Source organism: Paucibacter sp. DJ2R-2, assembly GCF_025717675.1.
Classification (GTDB): Bacteria; Pseudomonadota; Gammaproteobacteria; order Burkholderiales; family Burkholderiaceae_C; genus Paucibacter_A.
Genome location: NZ_JAJIRT010000009.1, coordinates 1 through 23502, shown reverse-complemented (window position 1 = coordinate 23502; position 23502 = coordinate 1). Strand labels below are relative to the sequence as shown.

Here is a 23502-nt window from a genome sequence, read left to right as displayed (position 1 = left end):
ACGCGCGCATGAAGTTCGCCATCGTGGGTGCAGGCGCCATCGGCGGCCTGCTCGGGGTGCGCCTGGCCGTGGCCGGTGAGCAGGTCTGCTTCATCGCCCGCAACAAGAACCTGGCCGCCATCCAGGCCCAGGGCTTCACCCTGATCGAGGAAGACGGTCGCGAGCTGACGCAGCCGGCCGGCCCGAACTTGCATGCGGTTCAGCGCATGGCCGAAGCCGGTGTGCAGGATGTCGTGCTGCTGACCGTCAAGGCGCATCAGCTGGTCGATCTGCTGCCCGAGCTGCCGGCCCTGATCGGCCCGCAGACCTTGATCGTCAGCATGATCAACGGCCTGCCCTGGTGGTATTTCCAGGGCCTGGCCGGCCCGCATGAGGGCCGCGTGTTGGAGTCGGTGGACCCGGGCGGCGCCATCGCCGCCACGCTGCCCGCGGCCCAGGTGATCGGCAGCATCGTCTACCCGGCGGCGCAGCTGGAAGCTCCCGGGCGCGTGCGCCTGATCGAGGGCAATCGCTTCAGCCTGGGCGAGCTCGACGGCCAGCGCAGCGAACGCATCGAGGCCTTGTCACAAGCGCTGATGCGCGCCGGCTTCAAGGCGCCGGTGGCCAAGGACATCCGCTCCGAGCTCTGGGTCAAGCTTTGGGGCAATCTGAGCTTCAACCCGATCTCGGCCCTGAGCCACGCCACGCTGGAAGACATCTGCCGCTTCCCGCTCAGCCGCGAGCTGGCCGCGCGCATGATGGGCGAGGCCCAGCAGGTGGGCGAAAAGCTGGGCGTGCAGTTCAAGATCTCGCTGGACAAACGCATCGCCGGCGCCGAGGCCGTGGGCGCCCACAAGACTTCGATGCTTCAGGATGTCGAAGCCGGCCGCGCGCTGGAGCTGGAGGCCTTGCTCGGCGCCGTCGTCGAGCTGGCCCGCATCACCGAGACCGTGACGCCCAATCTCGACGCCATCTATGCCGTCACGCGCCTGCTGGCCCTGAGCCTGGGCCGGCAGGGTGGCCGCTTGCAGATCAGCCCAGCCTGACGCCTGTCAAGGAGGCAGCTTTCAGCGCCGCCAGTCGCTCTCAATGAAGCGCAGCACCGCATCCTCATGGTGCGGCCCAATCACCTGGTGGGCTTCCTGCTTGACCGCCTCGATGGCGTTGGCCACAGCGATGCCGCGGTGGGCGGCGCGCAGCATCTTGATGTCGTTGACATGGTCGCCAAAGACCACCACCTCGCGTTCCTGCAGGCCGTAGCGCTGGGCCAGCAGCTGAATGCCCTGGTCCTTGGTGGCACGGCGGTCGTGCACGGTCAGCCAGGGCCAGCCGGGCTTGTACAGGTCCTCGGCCAGATGGGTTTCCACCGCATCGCCGCAGAGCGCGTCGATGTCCGCCTGCAGCGCCGCCAGCGGCGCCTCGCGTTCCACCACCACAAAGGTCACGGCCGGGTCGCGCAGCTCGTCTTGCAGGCGCGGGCTGTGGCGTAGGCGTGGGTCGGCATTGCGCTGACGCTCGGTGACAAAGGCCTGCTGCGCCTCGTTGTGCACCGATTGGTAAAACAGCTGGTCGCCCAGCGGGCCGTGGGTGGAGACGAAGGGCATCAGCCCATGCTGGCGGATCAGGGCGAACACGGCCTGAGCCAGGGCCGGCTCCATGGCGTTGACCACTTCATGCTCGGCGCTGGCCATATCGCTGAGGTAAGCGCCATTGCTGCCGATCACGGGCAGGCGCAGGGGCAGATCGCCGAGGATGTGGCGGATCGACGTGACATGGCGGGCGCTGGCCACGGTGAAGAGCAGGCCTTGGTCCAGCAGGCGGGTCAGGCCGGCGCGGGTGCTGTCGGCGAGGCGGCCTTGCGGGTCGAGCAGGGTGCCGTCGAGGTCGGAGACGTAGAGGGTCATGGGGCGCGGGCGGATGATCGGGTGAACAGGTGAATCGTGAATCGGCGGCGGGAAAGAAAAAGGGCGGCCTGGGCCGCCCGTGAGTCACGTGGATTACTGGGTCAGAGCACTTCGGAAGCGAAGTCTGCCAGCCGCGAGCGTTCGCCGCGGGCCAGCGTGACATGGCCGCTGTGGGCCCAGCCCTTGAAACGGTCCACGGCGTAGGTGAGACCCGAGCTGCCTTCGGTCAGGTAAGGCGTGTCGATCTGCGCGAGGTTGCCCAGGCAGACAATCTTGGTGCCGGGGCCGGCGCGGGTGATCAAGGTCTTCATCTGCTTGGGCGTCAGGTTTTGCGCCTCGTCGATGATGACGAACTTGTTCAAAAAGGTGCGGCCGCGCATGAAGTTCAAGCTTTTGATCTTGATCTTGCTGCGCACCAGGTCGTTGGTGGCGGCACGGCCCCATTCGCCGGCGGCGCTGTCGCCACGAGCCAGCACTTCCAGGTTGTCGTCCAGGGCGCCCATCCAGGGGCTCATCTTTTCCTCTTCCGTGCCTGGCAGGAAGCCGATGTCCTCGCCCACGGGCACGGTCACCCGGGTCACGATGATCTCGCTGTAGCGGCGCTCGTCCAGCACTTGCGAAAGGCCGGCGGCCAGGGTCATCAGCGTCTTGCCGGTGCCGGCCGTACCGGTCAAGGTGACGAAGTCGCAGTCGGGGTCGAGCAGCAGGTTGAGCGCGAAGTTCTGCTCGCGGTTGCGGGCGGTCACGCCCCAGACCGAATGCTTCTGGTTGCCGTAGTCCTTGAGCGTGCGCAGCACGGCGGTCTTGCCGGTGATCTCCAGCACCTTGGCGTAGAGCGGCACGGCGCCGGGTGCTTCCAGGTAGACCAATTCATTGACCAGCAGCGAGGGCACCAGCGGGCCGCTGATGCGGTAGAAAGTCAGGCCGCCTTGCTGCCAGCTTTCCATGGTCTTGCCATGGCGCTCCCAGAAGTCGGCCGGCAGGGCTTGTACGCCGGTGTAGAGTAGGTCGGAGTCTTCCAGCGTCTTGTCATTGCGGTAGTCCTCGGCCGGCAGGCCCAGGGCACGCGCTTTGATGCGCATATTGATGTCCTTGGACACCAGGACGACTTCGCGCTCGGGCTGCTGGATCTTCAGCGCCTGCACCACGGCCAGGATCTGGTTGTCGGCCTTGCCCTGGGGCAGGCCGGCCGGCAGGGGGGTGTCGATCAGCTGGGTCTGGAAGAACAGCTTGCCGCCGGCCTCGCGGTGGCCGGTGTGGTCCAGAGGCAGGCCCTTGGCCATTTCCTCGATGCCACTGCTCTTCAGGCCGCCGGCCAGGTTGTCCAGTTCGCGGCTGACCTGGCGCACATTGCGCGCCACTTCGGTCATGCCCTTTTTGTGCCCGTCCAGCTCTTCGAGCGTGATCATGGGCAGGTAGATGTCGTGTTCCTCAAAGCGGAACAAGCTCATCGGGTCGTGCATCAGCACATTGGTGTCGAGCACAAAGAGCTTGGGCGCGGCGGCGCCGGCCTTGCTGGAGCGGCCGGCCTTGCTCGGCTTGGCCGCCGGCGCGGCGGCGGGGGCCGCCCGACTGGCTTTGGGCTTGTCGGCTGGATAGACCGTCGGCGTCATTGCGTCCAGGGCCTGACCAGGCGCTGCCTTGGGGGCGGCGGGGCGTGCTTTGGCCGCGGGGGCGCTGAGGGTGACGGGCAGCGGCGCGGCGGCGACCGCCTTGCTGGCGCTGCTGCTACGACTGGGTTTGGGGGTAGGGGCTTCGGCCTTGCTGGGGCTCACCGCCAAGGTGTTTGCAAAGGCGGTGGGCTCGAGGCGGGCGGCGCGTTTGGTCGGGGGCTTGGGCAGTGGCATGGTGCTCAGTGTTCTGACGGGCGCGAGCCCGCCATGCTGTCGGAATCGGGAGACGGCAAAAGCCAGCAGCGGCGAAAAAAGCAAAAAGCCGCACAGGCTGCTGTGCGGCTTGATGGGCTTTGTTCTTGGGCTGCGTGGCTCTCGGGCATGAAACCATTATGCACAATGCCGACGACGACTCGTGGCAATCCAAGCGACTCGCCTGGCCCATGAAAAAAGCCGGCGCGGGCAAGGCCCGGTCCGGCTTCGTATCGGCGGCAGCGGAGCTGCCGGCCTGTGGATCAGGCGGCGGTCTTTTTCAGCGCGCCCACTTCCTTCAGCACTTCGTCCACATGGCCGGCCACCTTGATGCCGCGCCATTCGGCACGCAACACGCCCGAAGCGTCGATCAGGAAGGTCGAGCGCTCGATGCCCTTGACCTTCTTGCCGTACATGATCTTGTTCTTGACGACGCCAAACATATGGCAGAGCTTCTCTTCGGTGTCAGCGATCAGCTCGAAGGGGAGTTCCAGCGTTTGCTTGAACTTGTCGTGCGAGGCCATGTTGTCGCGTGAAACACCGAGCACAACTGCGCCAGCTTTCACGAAGTCCTTGTGCCGGTCGCGAAATTGCATCGCTTCCGTAGTACAACCGGGGGTGTTGTCCTTCGGGTAGAAGTACAGCACCACGGCTTGACCTTGATAGGTATGTGGTGTGAACTTCACGCCTCCGGTGGCAAGGGCTTCAATTTCCGGGAGAGGTTTGTTGAGCGCTGGCGTCATGTGGCGTTCTATGTATGATGTGCCCGGCTGGGCATAGCCGTTGATTATACGGCCTTTGACGAGTCCCCTCCGGGAGGCGGCCGCTCGTCATTTAGGGGGATTGCCCTCGTCCCCGCTCCTGTGGCCTTCTGGCGGGGCTCTTTGACTGCGCTTGGCGCGGAAGCTCAGCCTTCGATCAGCAAGGCCGCCAGCACCGCACGGCTCTCGCTGCTCAGCACGTTGTAAGTGCGGCATGCGGCCGCCAGATCCATGGTCTCGATGCCAATGCGGGCTTCGATCAGGCAACGGTAGAGGCGTGGATTGGCGAAGCGGATGCGGCTGCCACTGCCGAAGATCACCAATTCGGGCTTGAGCGCCAGAATTTGCTCAAAGTGGCTTTCGTTCAAGTCTTCGAAGCGTGTCAGCGCCCAGGTTTGCACATCGCCGCGCCAGGGCACCAGCACACTGCTGCGGTGTTCGTCGGCATTGACCCGGACGCTTTGCCCGTCATGGCGCGAAATGATGTTGCCGCCTTGCGGCTCGTCGAGTTGGAATTTCATCGTGGCGGGGGAGGGGGTGGCGACAGCGCCGGGACCTGCGAAGGCTCACTTGCTTGTACTCTCAGGCGGCAGGCGTCTTGGCAGCCGCAGCCCTGTGATTAAATTGTATGGTTTTGCACTGCAACATGAGTATCGAAGGCCCATGGCCGCAGCGCAGACACTGATCCTTTACCCGACAGCACCAGGAGTCCCCGTCTTGAAGCCCATTGCCAAGTCCAGCAAGCTCGCCAGCGTCAGCTATGACATCCGTGGCCCCGTGCTGGACAAGGCGCGCCAGATGGAGGACGAGGGTCAGAAGATCATCAAGCTGAACATCGGCAATGTGGCCGCCTTTGGGCTGATGCCGCCGGACGAGATCGTGCAGGACATGATCCGCAACCTGCCTGATGCCGCCGGCTACACCGACAGCAAGGGCCTGTTCGCCCCGCGCAAGGCCGTGGTGCACTACACGCAGGAAAAAGGCGTCAAGGGCGTGACGGTGGATGATGTCTACCTGGGCAACGGCGCGTCGGAACTGATCCAGATTGCGATGAATGCCCTGGTCAACGACGGCGACGAAGTGCTGATTCCGGCGCCCGACTTTCCGCTCTACACCGCCGTGGTGGGGCTGTCCGGCGGCAAACCGGTGCACTACCTCTGCGACGAGGGCGCGGGCTGGCTGCCCGACCTGAACGACATCGAGTCCAAGATCACGCCGCGCACCCGCGCCATCATGGTCTGCAACCCCAACAACCCGACCGGTGCGCTGTACCCGGACGACCTCTTGCTGGGCATCATCGAGATCGCCCGCCGCCACCAGCTCTTGATCTTCGCGGACGAGATCTACGACAAGACCTTGTACGACGGCAACACCCACACCAGCATGGCCAGCCTGGCCGACGATGTGCTGTTCGTGACCTTCAACGGCCTGTCCAAGAACTATCGCTCCTGCGGCTACCGTGCCGGCTGGATGGTGGTCAGCGGCGAAAAGCGCCATGCTCGCGACTACATCGAGGGCCTGAACATGCTGGCCTCGCTGCGCCTGTGCTCCAACACGCCGGGCCAGCTGGCCATCCAGACCGCCCTCGGCGGCTATCAAAGCATCAAGGACCTGGTGGCCCCGACCGGCCGCCTGTGCCGCCAGCGTGATCTGGCCTACGAGCTGCTGAGCCAGATCCCGGGCGTCAGCGTGGTCAAGCCCAAGGCAGCGCTCTACATGTTCCCGCGCTTGGACCCCAAGGTCTACCCGATCACCGACGACCAGCAGTTTGCCTACGAGCTCCTGGCCGAGGAGAAGGTGCTGATCGTCCAGGGCACGGGTTTCAACTGGGTGGCGCCCGATCACTTCCGCCTGGTCTTCCTGCCCAATTCCGACGACCTGAAGGAAGCGATCGGCCGCATCGAACGCTTCCTGGCCCATTACCGCAAGCGCCACGGCACCTGAGCCGCCCTCCCGGGTTTGTTTTCTTCGAAACGTGAACAGCAAAGTGACAGACAGCATGAAAGCGATCAAAGTCGGCCTCCTCGGCATTGGCACCGTGGGCAGTGGCACCTTCCATGTGCTGCGTCGCAACCAGGCGGAGATCAAGGGCCGCGCCGGCCGCGGCATCGAAGTGAGCATGGTGTGCCGCCGTGATCTGGCCCAGGCGCGTCAGATCGTGGGCGATGCCGATGTGGTGGTCACTGCCGACCCCTTCGAGATCATCCGCAACCCCGAGATCGACATCGTTGTCGAGACCATAGGCGGCTGCGATCTGGCCCGCACCCTGGTGCTGGAAGCCATCGCTCAGGGCAAACATGTGGTCACCGCCAACAAGGCGCTGCTGGCCGTGCATGGCACCGAGATTTTTGCGGCCGCGCGCGCCAAAGGCGTGATGGTGGCGTTTGAAGCGGCTGTGGCCGGTGGCATCCCCATCATCAAGGCCTTGCGCGAAGGCCTGACCGCCAATCGCATCGAGTGGATCGCCGGCATCATCAACGGCACCACCAATTTCATCCTGTCCGAGATGCGCAGCAAGGGGCTGGACTTCGCCACCGTGCTGAAGGAAGCGCAGCGCCTGGGCTATGCCGAGGCCGACCCGACCTTTGACGTCGAAGGCGTGGACGCCGCCCACAAGCTGACGCTGATGAGCGCCATCGCTTTTGGCGTGCCGGTGCAGTTCGACAAAGCCCATGTGGAAGGCATCAGCCAGCTTCAAGCGGCCGACATCAAGTACGCCGAGCAACTGGGCTACCGCATCAAGCTTTTGGGCCTGACCCGCCGCCGGGACACGGGCATCGAGCTGCGCGTGCACCCGACCCTGGTGCCCATGAGCCGCCTGATTGCCAATGTCGAAGGCGCGATGAACGCCGTGGTGGTGCAGGGCGATGCCGTTGGCACCACGCTCTACTACGGCAAGGGCGCCGGAGCCGAGCCGACCGCCTCGGCCGTGATTGCCGATCTGGTGGACATCACTCGCCTGCACACCGCCGACCCCGACCACCGGGTGCCACATCTGGCCTTCCAGCCCGACGCGATGAGCGACACCGCCATCTTGCCCATGGCCGAGGTGTTGACCAGCTATTACCTGCGTCTGCGCGTGGCCGACGAGGCCGGTGTGCTCTCGCGCATCACCACCATCCTGGCCGAGCACGACATCTCGATCGACGCGGTGCTGCAGCGCGAATCCAACGAGGGCGAGCGCCAGACCGACCTGATCATCCTGACCCACGAGACCCAGGAAGGCCGCATGAACCTGGCCCTGGCTCAGATGCAAGGTCTGAACACCGTGCTGGCGCCCATCGTGCGCCTGCGCAAGGAAGAATTGGCTTGACGAGCATGCGATACATCAGCACCCGCGGCGACCAAACCGAGCGCCGCTTCTGCGACATCCTGCTGGAGGGCTTGGCGCCCGATGGCGGCCTCTACCTGCCAGTCCGCTACCCGCAGGTGGACGATGCAACCCTGACACGCTGGCGCGGCCTGGCCTATGCCGATCTGGCGTTTGAGATTTTGTCGCTCTATATCGACGACATCCCGGCCGAAGACCTGCTCGCCATCACCCGCCGCACTTACACCGAGGCCGTGTTTGGCACGCCCGAGATCACTCCTCTCAAGACCCTGGAGCCGGGCCTGGCCCTGCAAGCCCTGTCCAACGGCCCGACCCTGGCCTTCAAAGACATGGCCATGCAGCTGTTGGGCCAGTTGTTCGAGTACGAGCTGGGCCGGCGCGGCCAGACGCTCAACATTCTGGGCGCCACCTCGGGCGACACCGGCAGCGCGGCCGAATACGCCATGCGCGGCAAGGCTGGCGTCAATGTCTTCATGCTCAGCCCTCATGGCCGCATGAGCCCCTTCCAGCAGGCCCAGATGTTCAGCCTGCAGGACGCCAACATCCACAACATCGCCGTCGAGGGCGTGTTCGACGACTGCCAGGACATCGTCAAGGCGGTCAGCAATGACCTCGAGTTCAAGCGCAAGTACCAGATCGGTACGGTCAACTCAATCAACTGGGCACGTCTGCTGGCCCAGGTGGTGTACTACTTTGCCGGCTACTTCCAGGCGACGACGAGCAATGCTGAGCGGGTCAGCTTCACCGTGCCCTCGGGCAATTTCGGCAATGTCTGCGCGGGCCATGTGGCGCGCATGATGGGCTTGCCGATTGCGCATTTGGTGGTGGCCACCAACGAAAACGATGTGCTGGACGAGTTCTTCCGCACCGGCGTCTACCGCGTGCGCGGCAGCGCCGAGACGCACGAGACCTCGAGCCCGTCCATGGATATTTCCAAGGCCAGCAATTTCGAGCGTTTTGTGTTCGATCTGCTGGGGCGTGACGGCCAGCGGGTCAAGGGCTTGTTTGGCGAGGCCATTGCCCGCGAAGGGCGTTTCCAGATCAGCGCCAGCGAACATGCCGAGATTGCGCGTTATGGCTTCCAGTCCGGCCGCAGCAGCCATGCCGACCGCCTGGCCACCATTCGCGCCACCCACGCACGCTACGGCGTGGTGGTGGACACCCACACCGCCGATGGCCTCAAGGTGGCACAAGAGCGCCGCGAGCCCGGTGTGACCATGCTGGTGCTGGAGACAGCTTTGCCGGTCAAGTTCGCGGCCACCATCGAGGAAGCGCTGGGCACACCGCCACCTCGGCCCGCTGGTCTGGAGCACATCGAATCTTTGCCCAAGCGCGTGGTGGTGATGCCGGTCGATCTGGCCGCAGTCCAGCGTTTCATTGAAACCCATGTCTGAGTCCTCTGCCGCCCAGGCCAAGCCGGCCATGCTGCCGCTGGACGAGGCATTGGCCCGCTTGCTGGCTGCTGTTCAGCCCCTGGGCTTGAGCGAAGTGCTGCCCACGGCCGAGGCCCTGGGCCGGGTGCTGAGCCAGGACGTGATGTCCTTGCTCGACGTGCCGCCGGCCGACAACTCGGCCATGGACGGCTATGCCTTTTGCGCCGCCGATGTGCGCGAGCCGGGCACGGTTCTGCCGGTGGCGCAGCGCGTGCCGGCCGGCGTGGTCGGCGCGGCCCACCAGCCGGGCACGGCGGCGCGCATCTTCACCGGTGCGCAAGTGCCAGTGGGCGCCGACACCGTGCTGATGCAGGAACAATGCGAGGCCGTACCGGGCGAGGGCCTGGGCGCCGTACGATTCTTGAGCGTGCCTGAGCTGGGCAATGCAATCCGGCGCCGTGGCGAAGATGTGGAGCGCGACGCCACCGTGCTGTCGGTGGGCAGCCGCCTGGATCCGGCGGGCTTGGGCCTGGCCGCTTCGGTCGGTGCGGCACAGCTGCATGTGGCGCAGCGCCCGCGCGTGGCGCTGTTTTCCACCGGCGATGAGTTGGTCATGCCCGGCGAGCCGCTGCGTCCCGGCGCCATTTACAACTCCAACCGCTTCACCCTGCGCGGCCTGCTGCAAGGCCTGGGCTGCGAGGTGCTGGATCTGGGCATCGTGCCGGACCGGCTCGACGCTACGCGCGCGACGCTGCGTGAAGCGGCGGCGCGGGCGGACCTCATCATCACCTCGGGCGGCGTATCCGTCGGCGAGGAAGACCATCTGCGGCCGGCCGTGCAGGCCGAAGGGCAGCTGGAGCTCTGGCAGATCGCCATCAAACCGGGCAAGCCCTTGGCCTTCGGTTCGGTGCGGCGCGATGGTGATGGCGGTTCAGCGTGGTTCGTCGGTCTGCCAGGCAATCCGGTGGCCAGTTTGGTGACCTTCTGCCTGCTGGTTCGGCCGGTGATCTTGCGCCTGCAGGGCGCCACCCGCCTGCAGCCGCGCGCCTATGCACTGCGTGCGGATTTCGCCTGGCCGCGTGCCGATCGGCGCCAGGAGTTTCTGCGTGCCCGGCTCAACGAGGCCGGCGGCTTGGATCTGTTCGCCAACCAAAGCTCGGGCGTGCTCAGCTCGGCGGTCTGGGGCGATGGCCTGGTGGACAACCCCTCGGGCCGCAGCATCGCGCCCGGCGACACGGTGCGCTTTCTGCCCTTCAGTGAGTTGCTGTCATGAGTGATGCCGTGGTCATGATCCAGGTGCAACTGCGTTTTTTTGCTTCGCTGCGGGAGCAGTTGGGGGCGGGCGAGCGACTCGAGATTCCCGCCGGCACCAGCGTGGCCGCTTTGCGCGAGCAGCTCTGTGGGCGCTCGGCGGCGCATGCGGACGCCTTGGGGCCTGGGAGAGCCGTTCGTTGTGCGCTCAACCAGCAGATGGTGGCAAGCGACCAGACCCGCATTTCGGCCGATGCCGAGCTGGCCTTTTTCCCGCCGGTCACCGGCGGTTGAGTCTATGAGGCTGCTGTGCAGGGCTTGCATCTGACTGCCGATTTGCGTGGCTGCGACCCGCAGTCCCCGTTGATGCTGGACCCAGAGTCTCTCGGTCGCCTGTGCCGCGATGCCGTACAGGCGGCTGGTTTGGGCGCTGTGGTCGAGCTGTTTCATCGTTTTGAGGTCGCGCCTGGCTGTGAGCAGAGCGGCATCACGGGCGTGGTTCTGCTGGCCGAATCGCATCTGGCCATTCACACCTGGCCCGAGCTGGGCGGCGTCACGCTCGACGTGTATGTCTGCAACCTGGCGGGAGACAACAGCGCCGCGGCCGAACGGCTGATGCAGATGCTTTGTGATGCCTTTGACCCAGGCGAACGGCGCGAACAGCGTTTGGTGCGCGGCTGACGAGGTCGGCTGGAATCGGCGCAAAGCAGCCGAATACAAAAGGCAACCACAGAGGCACGGAGGCACAGAGAAATACAAAGCTGAATTGGTTTTAGCTCTGTGCCTCCGTGCCTCTGTGGTTGCATTTAGGGTTCCGCTTTGTGCCGCTCGCAGTCTCTCAAGGTGCGGCTCACAAACAAAAAAGCCCCGCGGCTGCGGGGCTTCTTATGGGTGCGTTCGGACCGGTGAAGATCAGAAGGCGTAGTTCAGGCCCAGGTTGAACTGGTGAATCTTGAACTCGGCGCTTTCGCCGCCAGCGCTGATCTTGTTGTTGCCCAGGTTCACATACTCAGCGCGCAGGCTCAGAGCCTTGTCGAACTGGTACGCGCCGCCCAGGCCGAAGAAGGCCTTGGTCTTGTGCAAAGACAAGTCAATATTGCTGACCGTGAAGTCCAGCGAATTGCGGCTCACGCCCAGGCGTGCGAACAGCGAGAACTCCTTGTTCAGCGGGGCGATACCCAGTGCCGAAATTTGCAGCGCGTTGACCGACAGCTTGAGGCCGTCTTCGGTGTCCGAACCCAGACGACGCACAGAAGCCTCGAAAGCCACATTGGTGTTCAGCTGATAGCCAACGCTGGCGCCGAAACCGGTTTTGGAGCCCGAATCGCCTTCGATCTTGAAGCGGCTCGAACCAATGTCGCCACCCACATACCAGCTGTTGTCAGCGGCGCAAGCGGTGGAAGCGGCGAAGGCCAGAGCGGCCAGGGCAAAAATCTTCTTCATGGAAATGGAACTCTTTTCTAGGATCACAAAAACTCTCCCTCCGGAGAGAGGCGCGCATCCTATCAAGGGTTTCCCCTTGTCCTTTCTCGGCTGTTGTATCGAGCCATCAAGGTTTGATGGAAAGATTACCCAGCGCGCCTGCGGCGCATCGGCTTTTGTTGGATGGCCGCCGGGGCACTGTCGCCGAGCAAGTAGCGGGCGCCCGCGCCATGCCGAGCGGCCTGGTCATCGGGGTTGTAGAGACCGCATTTGCTCAAGGACAGGCAGCCGCAGCCTATGCATGAGCTCAGCGTGTCGCGCAAGCGCGTGAGCTCGGCGATGCGTTGGTCCAGCATGGGCCGCCAGGAGGCAGACAGGTGTTCCCAGTCGGCCACGGTCGGTGTGCGGCCATCGGGCAGCTGGGCGAGAGCTGCGCGGATCTGCTCCAGGCTCAAACCGACCGCCTGGGCCGCACGGACAAAGGCCAGACGACGCAGATCGGCGCGCGCGTACTGGCGCCGACCGCTGCCGCTGCGTGTGCTTTGCATCAGCCCGGCGTCTTCATAGAAGCGCAGGGCACTGGCCGCCACGCCGCTGCGCCGCACCAGTTCCCCGATGGGTAGCCGATCGCTCGCCGCGGCAGGGGCCTTGGCGCGCGGATCCGGTCGTGCCTGAGCGGTGTCGATGGGCAGCTTGGTGGCGGATTTACTTGGCATATGAATCCTGATCGACTTGATCGAAAAAGCGCTTGACTTCAAGTTCACTTGAACTTTCAGTATAGGAGCCTTGCATCACTTCCGAGCGTTTCCACCATGTCCAGTTCCACCGTTTCCAGCAGCAAACAGCTCCATGCCTGGCTGGACCGCAGCCTTGCTTTCCCGCCCGAGTATGGACAGCAGTTGAGCAGCCACCTGCCCATGGCTCTGCAGGCCCTGCACAGCCTGGGCGCCGATGAGGTTCGCATCGAAAACTTCTTCGCAAGCTACACCGAGCGCTTCGAGGGCCGCCGCAGCCCGGGCGAGGGCCGAGTCTTGCCTGACTGGCAAGCGGCACTGGGTCGCTACGAGGCCTTTGCAGATCTGCGGCACAGTTTCGCGGCTGCTCTCGCCGAGCAGGGGCGCGACGTGCTGCTGCGCCAGGTTTTGCCGGTGCTGCTGCCCGGTGTCTCGGCCGTGGCTTTTCACGGTGCCATCCGTACCGCTCATGCACTCGAGTCCGGCCACGCTGCGGAACTGGCCTCGGCCTTGGCCTACTGGGCCTGCCGATGGCAAGTCTTGCCGGCACCGGCTGCCGGACCCGCTTCGCTGCGTCAGCAGGAGGGCTGGTCACAAGCGCTGGTCGACGGTGCCAAGTCCTGGCGCAGTGAGGCGCCCTTGATCTTCTTGCGCATGGAAGCGGCGACACAGATGCCCTTGTATGCCGAATTGGCCCATGGTCTGGCACCCGCTGCTTCGCTGGAGCAGCGCCTCGCTGAATTGGCGCATTTGGCATTGGGCTACTACCTGGACAGCGCCAACTTCACCGTCTTGCACATGATCACCGGTCTGCGCGCCCTGCGCCTGCTCTTGCCTTGGTTGCCGGAGGCCTTGCGCTCTGACCCGGCCGTTCAGAATCTGCTGGGCGAGGCTTTTGTCGCGGCCTATATGGCGGGGCGTGTCCAGCCTCGATCGACTGCGACGGCGCTGGCCCGAACAGAGGACCTGAGCTGGAGCGAGTTGGCTGAGGCTGCCACGCAAGCCCGCGACGACCACACGATCAAGCTCGTCCACGCCTGCCGCGAGGAAATGGCAGTCTATGGCGATGCCCGTTATCTCCAGGCTGCGGCGCTGGTCTTGCGCTGATTCCTGAAAAAGGAAAAGCCCCGCTGTGGCGGGGCTTGCTTGTCATTCAGAGGAGCCGGCGAACCGGCCTCAAGGCCGGCGGGCTCAGAAGGCGTAAGTCATGCCGACGTTGAACTGGTGCATCTTGACGCTGGTGTCGCCCACCTTGTTGTTGCCCAGATTGGTGTACTCGCCGCGCAGTGCGACGTTCTTGGCCACTTGGTAGCTGGCGCCGATGCCCACCAGGGCCTTGTTCTTGTGCACGGAAGCGCTGACAGCGCCTTCGCTCAAGTCCAGGGAGTTGCGGCCCATGCCCAGGCGGCCGTAGATCGAGAACTCGTTGGTGATCGGAGCGATGCCCAGCACCGAGGCTTGCAGTGCATTGACGCTGAGCTTGCTGCCGTCTTCCTTGAAGCTGCCCAGGCGGCGTGCCGTCAGTTCGAAGGCCACATTGGGGTTCAGGGTGTAACCCAGGGTGGCGCCGAAGCCCGTCTTAGAGCGGGAATCGCCATCGGCTTTGAACTTGCTCGAGCCGATGTCTCCACCGACGTAGAAATTGCTGTCGGCGGCAGAGGCGGTGGTGGCGATCAGGGCCAGGGCGGCGGCGGCGATGAATTTGTTCATGGTGTGGACTGCTTTCAGGGAAAAGTTGCGGTTGAAATCAAGCTCCCCCTCGGGAGATGCTTCGCACTCTAACCAGGCTTCGCTGCGGTGTCGTGGCCTGCGGTGCAGGTGCCAGCATGCAGTCGTTGAGTCTTGAATATTGCTACCTTTTCTTGTTTTGTTACTTGATGGATGCAAATTTCGCAACCGTCACCGCAGTTTCGCAGCCGCGGGTGTAGGCCTCTTCAAACACCGAGTAGCCCGCCAAATCGCTGTGTGCGAAGTGAATCCGCCCCTGCGGTCGTCGCAGGGCCTGTAGGGCGCGCGAGCCGCGCAGGCCCGGGCTTGGAATGCTCATCGCATGGCCCCAGCGCACCAAATCGGCCCGCTGCAAGAGTTCGGGAAGATCGGGGTGAACGGTGGTCAATTCGGCCAAGACTTGCGTCAGCCAGTGGTGCCAGTCCGAGCGCAGAAGCTCGCCGCGGCGAGCTTGCGGCAAGGCCCAATAGGCGCTGATCACGGTCGGCCCGCTCACAGGCTTCAGACTCTGGTGCATGGCGTCCACATAGCCGAGCGCCTGACTGCCGAAGATGACATTGTCCCAAGACGGCGCCACGCCCAGGCCTTGCAGCATGGGGCCTTTGAGCTGCAGATTGGCGACCAACCAAGGGGCATGACGCTGCAATGCGACGGCATCGTTCAGGGCTGAAACGGCCTGGCCCAGCAGGCGCTGTGCAACGAACAGCGGTGTCGCCAGGACCAGTTGCTGGCATTGCCATCGCTCTTCGCGCTGTGCGGCCTCGTTCCAGACCCGCAGCGTGATCTCATGCTTGCCGGTCTCGACATGCAGCACCGTGCGCCCGCGCTCAATCTGCGGCTGCAAGGGGGCCGCGATGGCTTCGCTGAGAAATGCGTTGCCCTGCGGCCAGGTCAGCACGGGCTCGCGCTCCGAGGTGTCCGAGCCCGGCGGATGGAAGCCGTGGCGGCTGGCGAAATAGTGCAGGCCAGCCCAGGCCGAGGCGGCTTCAGGCCCGGCGCCGAAATCGTCGCGGCAGCAGTAATCCAAGTACCAACGCAGCTGCGGGTCATCGAGCCCATGCTGGTTCAACCATTCGGCAAAAGTCTGAGCGTCGAGTGCAGCATGGCCGGCGGTCCAGGGCAGGCGATGGCTGGGCATGGCAAAGCCGAGTTCGCGCTGCGCGCGTTCCACCGCCTGTTCGAATTGCTGCAGCTGAGCCTTGGCCGCTGGGCTGCGCGCCGGCGGCAACAGGCCCTCTAGCCACTGGCCTTGGAAGTACAGGCGCTCCTGCGGGCTGTGGCAGAGCTGACGTTCATCCCAGACGGGGCGGCCGAGCTCCTGGTGAACCAGGCCCAGCTCCTCGAGCAACTGGTAGACCTCGCGCGCATGTGGCCCCGGCAGAGGCAAGTAATGGGCGCCCATGGGGCAGGCCATGCCGCCCATACGGTGGCCTCGGCTGTTGCCACCGACTTCGTCTTCCAGCTCCAGCAGCGCGAAATCGTCAATGCCGGCCTGGCTGAGGCCGCGTGCGCAGCCCAGGCCGGCGATGCCGCCGCCGACGATCAAGACCTGGCGTCGCTGTGTCGGCAAGCTGTGGTGGCTGCTGCCCGCGGGCAGGGGTTGGCGCAGGCGGTGACCGCGTTCGGCGCTCGCGCCCAGCCAGCCGCCGGGCAGGCTGGCCAAATCGGGTGCCTGTGCCTGGCAGCCTTGCAAGAGTGCGCTGCCGCCACCGGCCAGAGCTGCCAGCATCAGTTCGCGACGACGCAGCGCCATCAATGCACTTGACCCCATTCGGCCTCGAACTCGTGCACCAGAATCTGGTTGGACAGGCGGTTCACTTCGGTCGGCAGCCGCGCCATATCGGGCGGGAAATCGAGCAAGGCCGGTAGCCCGGCTGGGCTCAGGAAACGCAAGCCATCGGGCAACTGTCGCGGCATCGCCCAGGGCCGGCGCCCGGCCAGCACAAAGCCCCATTCGCCGAAGCTGGGTACATGGGCGTGGTAAGGCGTGGTCGTGAGTCCGGCCGACTCCAAGGTGGTCACCACGGTCCAGAAGCTGCGCCGCGCGATCAGGGGCGAGGTGGTCTGCACCACGGCGTAGCCGCCGGCATTGAGGCGCTGGTCGATCAGTCGGTAGAAGCTGCTGCTGTAGAGCTTGCCGAGCGCGAAATTGCTGGGGTCGGGGAAGTCGATGACGATGACGTCGAAGTGTTCGTCGGCCGGCTGTTCTTCCAGCCAGCCAAAGGCGTCGGCATTGACTATCTTCAGCTTGGGGCTGAGCAAGGCGTCGCGGTTGAGCTGGCGCAGCAAGGGGAGGGTGGAGAAGAGCCGGGTCATGTGCGGGTCCAGCTCGACCAGGGTGACACGCTCGACGCTGGGGTAGCGCAGCACCTCGCGCACGGCCATGCCGTCGCCGCCGCCCAGCACCAGCACCCGCTTGGGCGCGCCGTGGCCGGCCATGGCGGGGTGGACCAGGGCTTCGTGGTAGCGGTATTCGTCGCGCGAATGGAACTGCAGATTGCCGTTCAGAAACAGGCGTGTGCCGGCCTGGCCCGAGGTCACCACCACGCGCTGGTAGTCGCTGCTCTCGCGCACGATGATGTGTTCGCCGTAGAAGCGGTCTTCGGCCCAGGTGTTGAGCCGGTCGGCCAGGAGCATGGCGACCAGCAACAGGAGCATGCTGAAGCCGCAGGCCAGGGCATGGCCGCGCCAGGCGCGCAGCTCGCTGCGGAACAGGTAGAGCGCCCAGATCGCCACGCCCACATTGAGCAGGCCGAAGAACAGCCCGGTGCGCACCAGGCCCAGATGCGGCACCAGCAGCAAGGGAAAAGCCAGGGCCACCACCAGGGCGCCAAGGTAGTCGAAGGTCAGCACCTGTGAGACCAGATCGCGCAAGGCATAGCGGTGGCGGAACTGCTTCTTGAGGATGCGCATGACCAGCGGAATCTCCAGCCCGACCAGGGCCCCGACCAGCAGCACCAGGCCATAGAGCAGCACGCGAAACGCGGCCTGATGGCCCGGTGGCAGCAGGCTGTGAGCCAGGAAGAGGGCGGCCGGCATCAGGCCGCCGACCAGCCCCACCAGCAGCTCGATCTTCAGGAACTGCGCGATCAGCTGGCGCTCGACATAGCGGCTCAGCCAGGAGCCCAGGCCCATGGCAAACAGATAGGTACCGATGATGGTGGAGAACTGCAGCACCGAGTCACCGAGCAGATAACTGGCCAAGGCCCCGGCAGCCAGTTCGTAGACCAGACCGCAGGCTGCCACCACAAAGACGCTGGCCAGAAGCAAGACCTCGTGCAGGGAAATGCGGCCGACGGCGGGCTCTGAATCGACGGGCGTTGCGGGAGGGTCAGCAAGGGAAGGCATGGCCGCGAGGTTAACCGATGGCGGCGACTTGCCTGCGTGTCCGAATCCGATCGGCAGCTGCATTGTGCTTGCCCTGTCTCTGCACCGGGGCCGCCATGAGAGCTCTATGAATGGCACTCGGATGAGGGGGTTTTCAGCGGCTGACAAGCCGGGCCGTGATTTGCGTCACTGTGACAGGGCGGCCCAAGGGGTCAGGTCTTGCTCTTTGCATAGACACTGCGGCCACAACTTCTTCACTACCTGGAACGTCCCATGAAAAGGCAGATGATTTCGACCTCTTCCCTCAGCGCTTTGTGTTTTGCCGCGACGCTGATGTCGGCTGCTGCGGTGCAGGCTGGCCCTGTGACCTCTGTCGTGAAGAACGGTGGCTTCGAAATTCAGACCATGGGCGGCCCTAACGGCGACTATTGCTACACAAGCTTGCACGCGGGTTGCACCTTGGCCGACTGGAATACTTCGGGCTATGCCGTTGTGATCGGGGCCAGCAGCGGCCCCTGGGGGAACCCGTCGAGCTTGACAAACGGTCAGTCCGGCTTGGGCAACTTTGTGGTGGGCCTACAGATGGACGGCGCCACGCTGTCGCAAAACCTGACCCTGGATGCGGGCACGCAAGTGGCTTTGAGCTGGTTTGATGCCGGCCGCAGCAATTGGTCTTCGGGTGTGCAAACCTATGATGTTTTGTTTGCCGGCACGATTCTGGGCAGCTTTTCAACCGAGGTCGGCCAGGAGTGGAGTCAGCGCAATCTTGACTTCACCGCCAGCGGCTCCGGTGCTTTGGAATTCCGAAGCCGGAATCTGGGCAACTATGACCGCACCAGTTTCATCAATGGCGTGCAAGCCACCGCCACCCATGTGCCGGAACCGCAGTCGCTGGCCTTGACCTTGGTCGCCCTGATGGCTGTTGGCTTGGTGCGTCGCCGCCGCAGCGCCTGAATCTCCAGTGATGGGCCGGTCTGGCCGGAGCCAGCCGCGCCCATCAGCCGTGAATTGCCGCAGCCACGATCTGGCCGATCGAGATGCACATCGCCCCGACCACGATGGCCAGGGCGATGTTTCTGTGTTCGACGATCTCCTCCCAGAGCTTGTAGGGCGTCAGCTTGTCGATGATGACAAAGCTGATCCAGAACACCAGCACGCCGATCAGGGCGTAGAGGATGGAGCCCAGCACGATGCCGGGTTTGAGCCATTCAAATGCATGTTCCATGGGTGTGTTCTCCTGAAGTCTTGCCTTGTCGCGGGTTCATTTGTGGCCGCCGCCACCGCTGCTGTAGCCACCGTATGAGCCGCCCGATGAGCCTCCGTACGAACCTCCGCCCGAACTGATGCGAGCGCCGCTGCGGCGGCATTGCTGGTACTCGGCGCTGGCTTCGCCGTAGCTGTCCTTGTAGGCCTGACAGTCGTCCCGGCTGCAGGCGCGCAGCAGCAAGACCAGTACCAGCAGGATGAAGACAGCAATGACGATCTTGCGCAGCAGGCCGCCGCCGTCACTGAGGCTGCTGGCATCGCGGCCCAGGGCCGCAGCGCGCTCGGGTGCCAGTTTGAACGCGCGAGCCACCACGGCGGCGTCGAGCTTGCGCCCGAGGCTCCAGACCACCTCGTTGTCGGTCTGCTCGCGGCTCAGCAGCATCTGCCGCGCCTCGCCCTGACCTTCGTAGTCGCTGACCAGGGCACGCTGCTCGCGGCTGACCTGCCAGTAGAACTCGCCCAGCACATAGGTGACCTTGGCCTGGTAGGTCCAGCGCTTTTTGTAGCTCTTGCCGCCCCAGTCGATGCGCTCGCCGCGGCTGCTCACCGGGGCGCCGGTCAGGGGCCGCACCAGGCTCCAGCCTTCCTCGGTGTCGACCAGTAAGGCAAAGCCTTCGATCTTGTTGTAGAGCAGGTACTCGCGCCAGAAGGTCTGCTCGTCCTCGCTGCTCTCGGGCAGGTCACAGCGCTCTTGGTAGCCCACCACCTGCCAGCTGATGGCCTGGCCGGTCTCGGTCTGCAGCATGCCCGTGCTGCCCAGACGCAGCTGTGGCTCCATGCCGTTGTTCTGGGCATAGTGTTCGAGATCGGCCCCCGCGCCTTGAGAGATGTCCACCACCGCATGGCACTGGCCGCAGACGATGGATTTGGTGCTGCTGAGGCTGGGCGTCAGGGCGGCGCCGCAGCTGGGGCATTCCAGGCTGCGTGATTTCAGGTCTTTGTTGCTGCTGGCCTCTTCGCGCAGGCCTTGCATGGCCATGGCGTCCAGGCGGATAGCGCGGCCCAGCGACCAGATCGGCGCCGCGCTGCTCGCTTGCAGGCTGGGGCTGAAATCCAGGCTGCCGACTTCATTGCCGGGCCCGCGCAGCTCGGCCACCAGATACTGCCGCTCGGCCCCGAGCACGGGTGGACGTGGCAGTTCGCCCTGGGCGGCGCTCAGATGACATAGGGTGACGGCCGCCACCGTCCAGCGCTGGCCGGCCAGTTGCAGGATGCGGTCGAGGATCAGCTCCTGAGCTTTGGGCGCGGCTTCGGACAGCGGCGCCTCGAAGGCCATGACATAGCTGCCGTTGTCCTCGGCCAGCCAGCCGGAGCGCGGCCCGGCGGCGCCGCCATCAAACAGCACATGCCATTCGTTCCAGCTGCCCTCGGCATAGGCGATCTGTTGGCGGCCGACGACCGTGAAGGGCGCGCCGGCGTAGCGCCCGCTGGCGCCGATCTGCAGCGGCGAATAGTCTTCGATCAGTTCGGCGCTGAGTCCGATCTTGCGCAGGGCATCGCCCTCGCGCAAGAGACTGCTGCGGCAATAGCTGCAAACAGCGCTGGCGGAGGCCGCCGAAGCGAACTCCACCGTGGCGCCGCAATTCGGGCAGGCCGCCTGCCAGCGGCGCTGAGGCGCGCCGGACGGGGTCGTGTCGGATGTCAAGACGCGCGCTGCTTCAGCTCAGTTTTTTCAGCAAGTCGGCTTTCTTGGCGGCGAATTCCTCGTCGGTCAGGATGCCCTTGGTCTTGAGGTCACCCAGCTTTTCCAGCAGCAGCACGATGTCATCGGCCGTTTGCACAGCGGGTGCGGCTGCGGCCACCACAGGAGTAGCGGCAGCGGCCAGGCCGCCTTGCAGCTGCTGGGCCAGCACCTGGCCCATGGCCAGGCCAGCACCCAGGCCCATGGCGTCGCCGGCCACACCACCGCCACCGCCTTGGCCCACGCCTTCGGCCAGTTTGGGGATGGCTTGCGCGGTCTGGTACTGCATGAACTGGCCCATGTTCTGGCCGATCATGCCCATGCCGATCTTCTGGTCGAGGATTTTTTGCAGCTCTTCCGGCAGGGAGACGTTCTGCAGGGTCACGCCTTCGAGCTTGAGACCGATCTTCTCGAACTCGGGCGCCGTGGCTGCTTGCAGCTGGCGCGCAAACTCGATCTGGTTGGCCGCCAGGTCCAGGAAGGGGATGCCACTCTGGGCCACCGCATCGCTGATGTGTTGCAGCATCAGGCCGCGCAGCTGACCGTCCAGGTCTTGCACGGTGTAGCGCTCGCGCGTGCCGGAGATCTCGGTGTGGAAGAGTTTCGCATCGGCCACGCGGTAGACGAAGTTGCCGAAGGCGCGCAGGCGCACGGCACCAAAGTCCTTGTCGCGGATGGTCACCGGCTGCTGCGTGCCCCAGCGCTGGTCCACCTGCTGGCGGGTGCTGAAGAAATAGACATCGCTCTTGAAGGGCGACTCGAAGAGCTTGTCCCAGTTCTTCAGGTAGGTCAGTACCGGCAAGGTCTGGGTGTTCAGGGTGTGGGTGCCGGGCCCGAAGACATCGGCCACCTTGCCCTCGTTGACGAACACGGCCAGCTGCGACTCTCGCACCGTCAGCGAGGCGCCGTACTGGATTTCCATATCGGCCATGGGGAAGCGCCAGGCCAGCGTGCCATCACCGTCCTCGGTCCACTGGAGGATGTCTATGAACTGCTTCTTGATGAAATCCATCAGGCCCATGGCCGTGTCTCCTTGTTGTCACTCCGTTCACATGCTGCCGGTACTTGTTGATGATCACGAACAAGCATCGAAGCCCATACTTCGACCCGAACCGACAGCGCTTGGCGGGCAGTATGCGGCAAAGTACCGAAGCCGCTGTTGGCCGGCCCGGGTCAAATTCACCGTCGCTCCCCAAGCTGGATGTGATACCTCGCCCGCCGATGACACAATTCGCGCCATGACAGCCCGCCCAGCCCGCGTCCGCATCCAGACGGAAGATTTTGACTTGAGCCATGAAGCCGCCGCTCTGCGTGCGGGCGATGGGCGCACAGGTGCTGTGGTCAGCTTTTTGGGCACGGTGCGGGATGTCGCTGGCGACGCGCCCGCCATCGAGGCGATGGAACTCGAGCATTACCCCGGCATGACTGAGGCCAGCATCGAAGCAATGATCGATGCCGCGACGCAACGCTTTGACATCCACGGTGCTCGTGTGATCCACCGGGTCGGCCGTCTGGCCGCGCTGGATCAGATCGTGCTGGTCTTGGTGACATCGCGTCACCGCGGCCAGGCCTTTCAAGCCTGTGAATTCCTGATGGACTACCTCAAGACTCAGGCGCCGTTCTGGAAAAAGGAATACACCGCCGAGGGCGGCCAGTGGGTCGACGCACGCGAGGCGGACGACGCGGCACTGGCGCGCTGGGGCCTCAAGGTGGCCGGCAATGCCGGGCCGTCGGCATGAGCGGCAGCGGCAATCCTCTATGGCTGATGCAGGGCGCGGCCGTCGCCGGCGGCGCAGCCTTGGGTGCCCTGTGCCGCTGGATCGCCAGCGTGTACTTCAACAGCAGCTATGCTGGCTTCCCGCTCGGCACTTTGTTGGTCAACCTGGTCGGTGGCCTGCTGATCGGCATGGCGCTGGAGTGGTTCGGCCGAACGCCGGACGAGTTCTTGCGTCTGTTGCTGGTCACCGGCTTCCTCGGCGGGCTGACCACCTTCTCTGCCTTCTCGGGCGAATCGCTGGGGCTGCTGCAGCGGGGTGAGATGGGAATGGCCTTGCTGCACGCAGCGGCCCATGTGGTGGGCTCGCTGGCGTGCGCGGCGCTGGGTATGAAGCTGATGCGTTTGTGGCTCATGCTGGGCCATTGAAGTCGCGACCAGGGGGATAGCGATCGAGCTCACTTGTTGCGAGCTCGATCGCGCTTCCTTGCTTACTGTTCTGCCAGACGGCGCCGGTGCGACGACAACCAGCCGAACAAGGCAAGGCCAGAGAACATCAGCACCCAGCTCGAGGGCTCGGGCACCGCCGCCACCCGCAAGGTGATGTCGCTGGCGTTGTACTCGACGCTCAGCGTCATACCTGGGTTGCCCTGCCATTGCACCTGGCTGAAGCTACTGCCGCCGACCAGTTGGCTGAAGCTGGCGATTTTGAAGCTGTCTCCTACCTGAGGGGTGAACCCGCCCAGGTTTTCCACCTTCAGCACACCACCTACCCGCAGATCGCTGCTGATGCTGATCGCATCAAAGCTGCTCAAACTGGCCAGATCGATGTCCAGCACTGAGCCGCTGCCCAGGGTCAGATCGCCGTCGATAGCCAGTCGGCCGACGGTGGACAAGGTTCCCGGTGCCAGTTCACCCTGGTTCAACAAGGCGTAGTTCAGGCCTGCGGTGCGGATGGTGCCGTCGCCCTGCAGTCGTCCTTGGTTGTTGAAGTTGGACTCCGATGAAGCCAGGTTTGCGCCAGCGGCAATGTGGGTAATGCCGGTGTTGTTCCAAGCGCTTCGCAGCAAAAAAGTGCCCGAATTGATGTTGAGCGTGCCGCTGTTGTTGAAGCCATAGGCGTTGGTGGTGCCCAGGCCGTTGCGTTCGTAGCTGCCGGCGTTGTT

Annotated in this window: 24 protein-coding genes; 11 read left to right on the top strand and 13 right to left on the bottom strand. The window is 64.6% G+C overall.

The features are described 5' to 3' along the window. Positions 1-8 precede the first annotated feature (8 nt). The gene (locus tag LNV28_RS18920) at positions 9-1025 is read left to right on the top strand and encodes a 2-dehydropantoate 2-reductase (protein WP_263519658.1); all 1017 of its coding nucleotides are present in this window, start codon (positions 9-11) and stop codon (positions 1023-1025) included. 21 nt (positions 1026-1046) lie between these two features. On the opposite strand, the gene LNV28_RS18915 is transcribed toward LNV28_RS18920, so the two are convergent. The 4 genes from LNV28_RS18915 to LNV28_RS18900 form a co-directional block, all read right to left on the bottom strand. Next, the gene (locus tag LNV28_RS18915; protein WP_263519659.1) at positions 1047-1883 is read right to left on the bottom strand and encodes an HAD family hydrolase; all 837 of its coding nucleotides are present in this window, start codon (positions 1881-1883) and stop codon (positions 1047-1049) included. 101 nt (positions 1884-1984) lie between these two features. Beyond that, the gene (locus LNV28_RS18910; protein ID WP_263519660.1) at positions 1985-3730 is read right to left on the bottom strand and encodes a PhoH family protein; all 1746 of its coding nucleotides are present in this window, start codon (positions 3728-3730) and stop codon (positions 1985-1987) included. A gap of 281 nt (positions 3731-4011) precedes the next feature. Beyond that, positions 4012-4491: a peroxiredoxin gene (locus LNV28_RS18905; protein ID WP_263519661.1), complete on the bottom strand. Its 480-nt coding sequence runs from the start codon at positions 4489-4491 to the stop codon at positions 4012-4014. 164 nt (positions 4492-4655) lie between these two features. Next, positions 4656-5030 carry an Mth938-like domain-containing protein gene (locus tag LNV28_RS18900; RefSeq protein WP_263519662.1) on the bottom strand — a complete coding sequence of 125 codons (375 nt, stop codon included), beginning with the start codon at positions 5028-5030 and terminating at the stop codon, positions 4656-4658. Positions 5031-5226: 196 nt separating this feature from the next. Here LNV28_RS18900 and LNV28_RS18895 point away from each other — a divergent pair, with 196 nt between their 5' ends. Genes LNV28_RS18895 through speD form a run of 6 tightly spaced genes read left to right on the top strand, consistent with a single transcriptional unit; the run spans position 5227 to position 11145 of the window. Then, the gene (locus tag LNV28_RS18895) at positions 5227-6453 is read left to right on the top strand and encodes a pyridoxal phosphate-dependent aminotransferase (RefSeq protein WP_263519663.1); all 1227 of its coding nucleotides are present in this window, start codon (positions 5227-5229) and stop codon (positions 6451-6453) included. Positions 6454-6508: 55 nt separating this feature from the next. After that, positions 6509-7822: a homoserine dehydrogenase gene (locus tag LNV28_RS18890; protein WP_263519664.1), complete on the top strand. Its 1314-nt coding sequence runs from the start codon at positions 6509-6511 to the stop codon at positions 7820-7822. A 5-nt stretch (positions 7823-7827) separates the two neighbouring features. Further along, complete coding sequence (thrC, locus tag LNV28_RS18885) at positions 7828-9234, top strand: threonine synthase (RefSeq protein WP_263519686.1); 1407 nt, start codon at positions 7828-7830, stop codon at positions 9232-9234. Continuing rightward, positions 9227-10486 (top strand): molybdopterin molybdotransferase MoeA, encoded by a 1260-nt coding sequence (locus LNV28_RS18880; protein ID WP_263519665.1) that lies wholly within the window; start codon positions 9227-9229, stop codon positions 10484-10486. Before thrC ends, LNV28_RS18880 begins: the two co-directional genes overlap by 8 nt. 17 nt (positions 10487-10503) lie before the next feature. Continuing rightward, entirely contained in the window at positions 10504-10758 is a 255-nt protein-coding gene (locus tag LNV28_RS18875) for a MoaD/ThiS family protein (RefSeq protein ID WP_263519687.1), read from the top strand. A 15-nt stretch (positions 10759-10773) separates the two neighbouring features. Next, the gene (gene speD, locus LNV28_RS18870; protein ID WP_263519666.1) at positions 10774-11145 is read left to right on the top strand and encodes an adenosylmethionine decarboxylase; all 372 of its coding nucleotides are present in this window, start codon (positions 10774-10776) and stop codon (positions 11143-11145) included. Positions 11146-11376: 231 nt separating this feature from the next. Here speD and LNV28_RS18865 read toward each other — a convergent pair whose 3' ends face one another. After that, the gene (locus tag LNV28_RS18865; RefSeq protein WP_263519667.1) at positions 11377-11907 is read right to left on the bottom strand and encodes an outer membrane beta-barrel protein; all 531 of its coding nucleotides are present in this window, start codon (positions 11905-11907) and stop codon (positions 11377-11379) included. Positions 11908-12032: 125 nt separating this feature from the next. Continuing rightward, on the bottom strand, positions 12033-12602 hold the full coding sequence (gene soxR / locus LNV28_RS18860) for a redox-sensitive transcriptional activator SoxR (RefSeq protein ID WP_263519668.1): 570 nt from the start codon (positions 12600-12602) through the stop codon (positions 12033-12035). A gap of 96 nt (positions 12603-12698) precedes the next feature. Between soxR and LNV28_RS18855 the strand changes: the two genes are divergently transcribed. Next, on the top strand, positions 12699-13727 hold the full coding sequence (locus LNV28_RS18855) for a questin oxidase family protein (RefSeq protein ID WP_263519669.1): 1029 nt from the start codon (positions 12699-12701) through the stop codon (positions 13725-13727). 84 nt (positions 13728-13811) lie between these two features. On the opposite strand, the gene LNV28_RS18850 is transcribed toward LNV28_RS18855, so the two are convergent. The 3 genes from LNV28_RS18850 to LNV28_RS18840 form a co-directional block, all read right to left on the bottom strand. After that, positions 13812-14330, bottom strand: coding sequence for an outer membrane beta-barrel protein (locus LNV28_RS18850; RefSeq protein ID WP_263519670.1), 519 nt, complete (start codon positions 14328-14330; stop codon positions 13812-13814). A gap of 160 nt (positions 14331-14490) precedes the next feature. Continuing rightward, positions 14491-16101, bottom strand: coding sequence for a flavin monoamine oxidase family protein (locus LNV28_RS18845; RefSeq protein WP_263519671.1), 1611 nt, complete (start codon positions 16099-16101; stop codon positions 14491-14493). After that, on the bottom strand, positions 16101-17696 hold the full coding sequence (locus LNV28_RS18840; RefSeq protein WP_263519672.1) for a polyamine aminopropyltransferase: 1596 nt from the start codon (positions 17694-17696) through the stop codon (positions 16101-16103). Before LNV28_RS18840 ends, LNV28_RS18845 begins: the two co-directional genes overlap by 1 nt. A gap of 264 nt (positions 17697-17960) precedes the next feature. Between LNV28_RS18840 and LNV28_RS18835 the strand changes: the two genes are divergently transcribed. Then, positions 17961-18629, top strand: a complete 669-nt coding sequence (locus LNV28_RS18835; RefSeq protein WP_263519673.1) for a PEP-CTERM sorting domain-containing protein — start codon at positions 17961-17963, stop codon at positions 18627-18629. Between the two features lie 43 nt (positions 18630-18672). On the opposite strand, the gene LNV28_RS18830 is transcribed toward LNV28_RS18835, so the two are convergent. From LNV28_RS18830 to LNV28_RS18820, 3 genes are read right to left on the bottom strand one after another with little or no spacing between them, the layout of a single operon-like run. Further along, positions 18673-18900, bottom strand: coding sequence for a DUF350 domain-containing protein (locus tag LNV28_RS18830; RefSeq protein ID WP_263519674.1), 228 nt, complete (start codon positions 18898-18900; stop codon positions 18673-18675). 36 nt (positions 18901-18936) lie between these two features. Continuing rightward, the gene (locus tag LNV28_RS18825; RefSeq protein WP_263519675.1) at positions 18937-20586 is read right to left on the bottom strand and encodes a DUF4178 domain-containing protein; all 1650 of its coding nucleotides are present in this window, start codon (positions 20584-20586) and stop codon (positions 18937-18939) included. A gap of 13 nt (positions 20587-20599) precedes the next feature. Then, entirely contained in the window at positions 20600-21643 is a 1044-nt protein-coding gene (locus LNV28_RS18820; protein WP_263519676.1) for an SPFH domain-containing protein, read from the bottom strand. Between the two features lie 217 nt (positions 21644-21860). Here LNV28_RS18820 and LNV28_RS18815 point away from each other — a divergent pair, with 217 nt between their 5' ends. Both LNV28_RS18815 and crcB read left to right on the top strand, forming a co-directional pair. Next, entirely contained in the window at positions 21861-22361 is a 501-nt protein-coding gene (locus tag LNV28_RS18815) for a molybdenum cofactor biosynthesis protein MoaE (RefSeq protein WP_263519677.1), read from the top strand. Continuing rightward, entirely contained in the window at positions 22358-22765 is a 408-nt protein-coding gene (crcB, locus tag LNV28_RS18810) for a fluoride efflux transporter CrcB (protein ID WP_263519678.1), read from the top strand. Before LNV28_RS18815 ends, crcB begins: the two co-directional genes overlap by 4 nt. A gap of 62 nt (positions 22766-22827) precedes the next feature. On the opposite strand, the gene LNV28_RS18805 is transcribed toward crcB, so the two are convergent. Beyond that, positions 22828-23502: PEP-CTERM sorting domain-containing protein (locus tag LNV28_RS18805; protein WP_263519679.1), on the bottom strand; the 675-nt coding region annotated here is incomplete at its 5' end.

Excerpts from the sequence above, each read along its gene's own strand:
- LNV28_RS18915 (WP_263519659.1), bottom strand. The coding sequence starts at position 1,883 with ATGACCCTCTACGTCTCCGACCTCGACGGCACCCTGCTCGACCCGCAA.
- LNV28_RS18835 (WP_263519673.1), top strand. The coding sequence starts at position 17,961 with ATGATTTCGACCTCTTCCCTCAGCGCTTTGTGTTTTGCCGCGACGCTG.
- crcB (WP_263519678.1), top strand. The coding sequence starts at position 22,358 with ATGAGCGGCAGCGGCAATCCTCTATGGCTGATGCAGGGCGCGGCCGTC.
- LNV28_RS18880 (WP_263519665.1), top strand. The coding sequence starts at position 9,227 with ATGTCTGAGTCCTCTGCCGCCCAGGCCAAGCCGGCCATGCTGCCGCTG.
- LNV28_RS18830 (WP_263519674.1), bottom strand. The coding sequence starts at position 18,900 with ATGGAACATGCATTTGAATGGCTCAAACCCGGCATCGTGCTGGGCTCC.
- LNV28_RS18865 (WP_263519667.1), bottom strand. The coding sequence starts at position 11,907 with ATGAAGAAGATTTTTGCCCTGGCCGCTCTGGCCTTCGCCGCTTCCACC.
- LNV28_RS18910 (WP_263519660.1), bottom strand. The coding sequence starts at position 3,730 with ATGCCACTGCCCAAGCCCCCGACCAAACGCGCCGCCCGCCTCGAGCCC.
- LNV28_RS18890 (WP_263519664.1), top strand. The coding sequence starts at position 6,509 with ATGAAAGCGATCAAAGTCGGCCTCCTCGGCATTGGCACCGTGGGCAGT.
- LNV28_RS18820 (WP_263519676.1), bottom strand. The coding sequence starts at position 21,643 with ATGGGCCTGATGGATTTCATCAAGAAGCAGTTCATAGACATCCTCCAG.
- LNV28_RS18850 (WP_263519670.1), bottom strand. The coding sequence starts at position 14,330 with ATGAACAAATTCATCGCCGCCGCCGCCCTGGCCCTGATCGCCACCACC.
- LNV28_RS18905 (WP_263519661.1), bottom strand. The coding sequence starts at position 4,491 with ATGACGCCAGCGCTCAACAAACCTCTCCCGGAAATTGAAGCCCTTGCC.
- LNV28_RS18815 (WP_263519677.1), top strand. The coding sequence starts at position 21,861 with ATGACAGCCCGCCCAGCCCGCGTCCGCATCCAGACGGAAGATTTTGAC.
- LNV28_RS18855 (WP_263519669.1), top strand. The coding sequence starts at position 12,699 with ATGTCCAGTTCCACCGTTTCCAGCAGCAAACAGCTCCATGCCTGGCTG.
- LNV28_RS18920 (WP_263519658.1), top strand. The coding sequence starts at position 9 with ATGAAGTTCGCCATCGTGGGTGCAGGCGCCATCGGCGGCCTGCTCGGG.
- LNV28_RS18845 (WP_263519671.1), bottom strand. The coding sequence starts at position 16,101 with ATGGCGCTGCGTCGTCGCGAACTGATGCTGGCAGCTCTGGCCGGTGGC.
- thrC (WP_263519686.1), top strand. The coding sequence starts at position 7,828 with ATGCGATACATCAGCACCCGCGGCGACCAAACCGAGCGCCGCTTCTGC.
- soxR (WP_263519668.1), bottom strand. The coding sequence starts at position 12,602 with ATGCCAAGTAAATCCGCCACCAAGCTGCCCATCGACACCGCTCAGGCA.
- LNV28_RS18840 (WP_263519672.1), bottom strand. The coding sequence starts at position 17,696 with ATGCCTTCCCTTGCTGACCCTCCCGCAACGCCCGTCGATTCAGAGCCC.
- LNV28_RS18900 (WP_263519662.1), bottom strand. The coding sequence starts at position 5,030 with ATGAAATTCCAACTCGACGAGCCGCAAGGCGGCAACATCATTTCGCGC.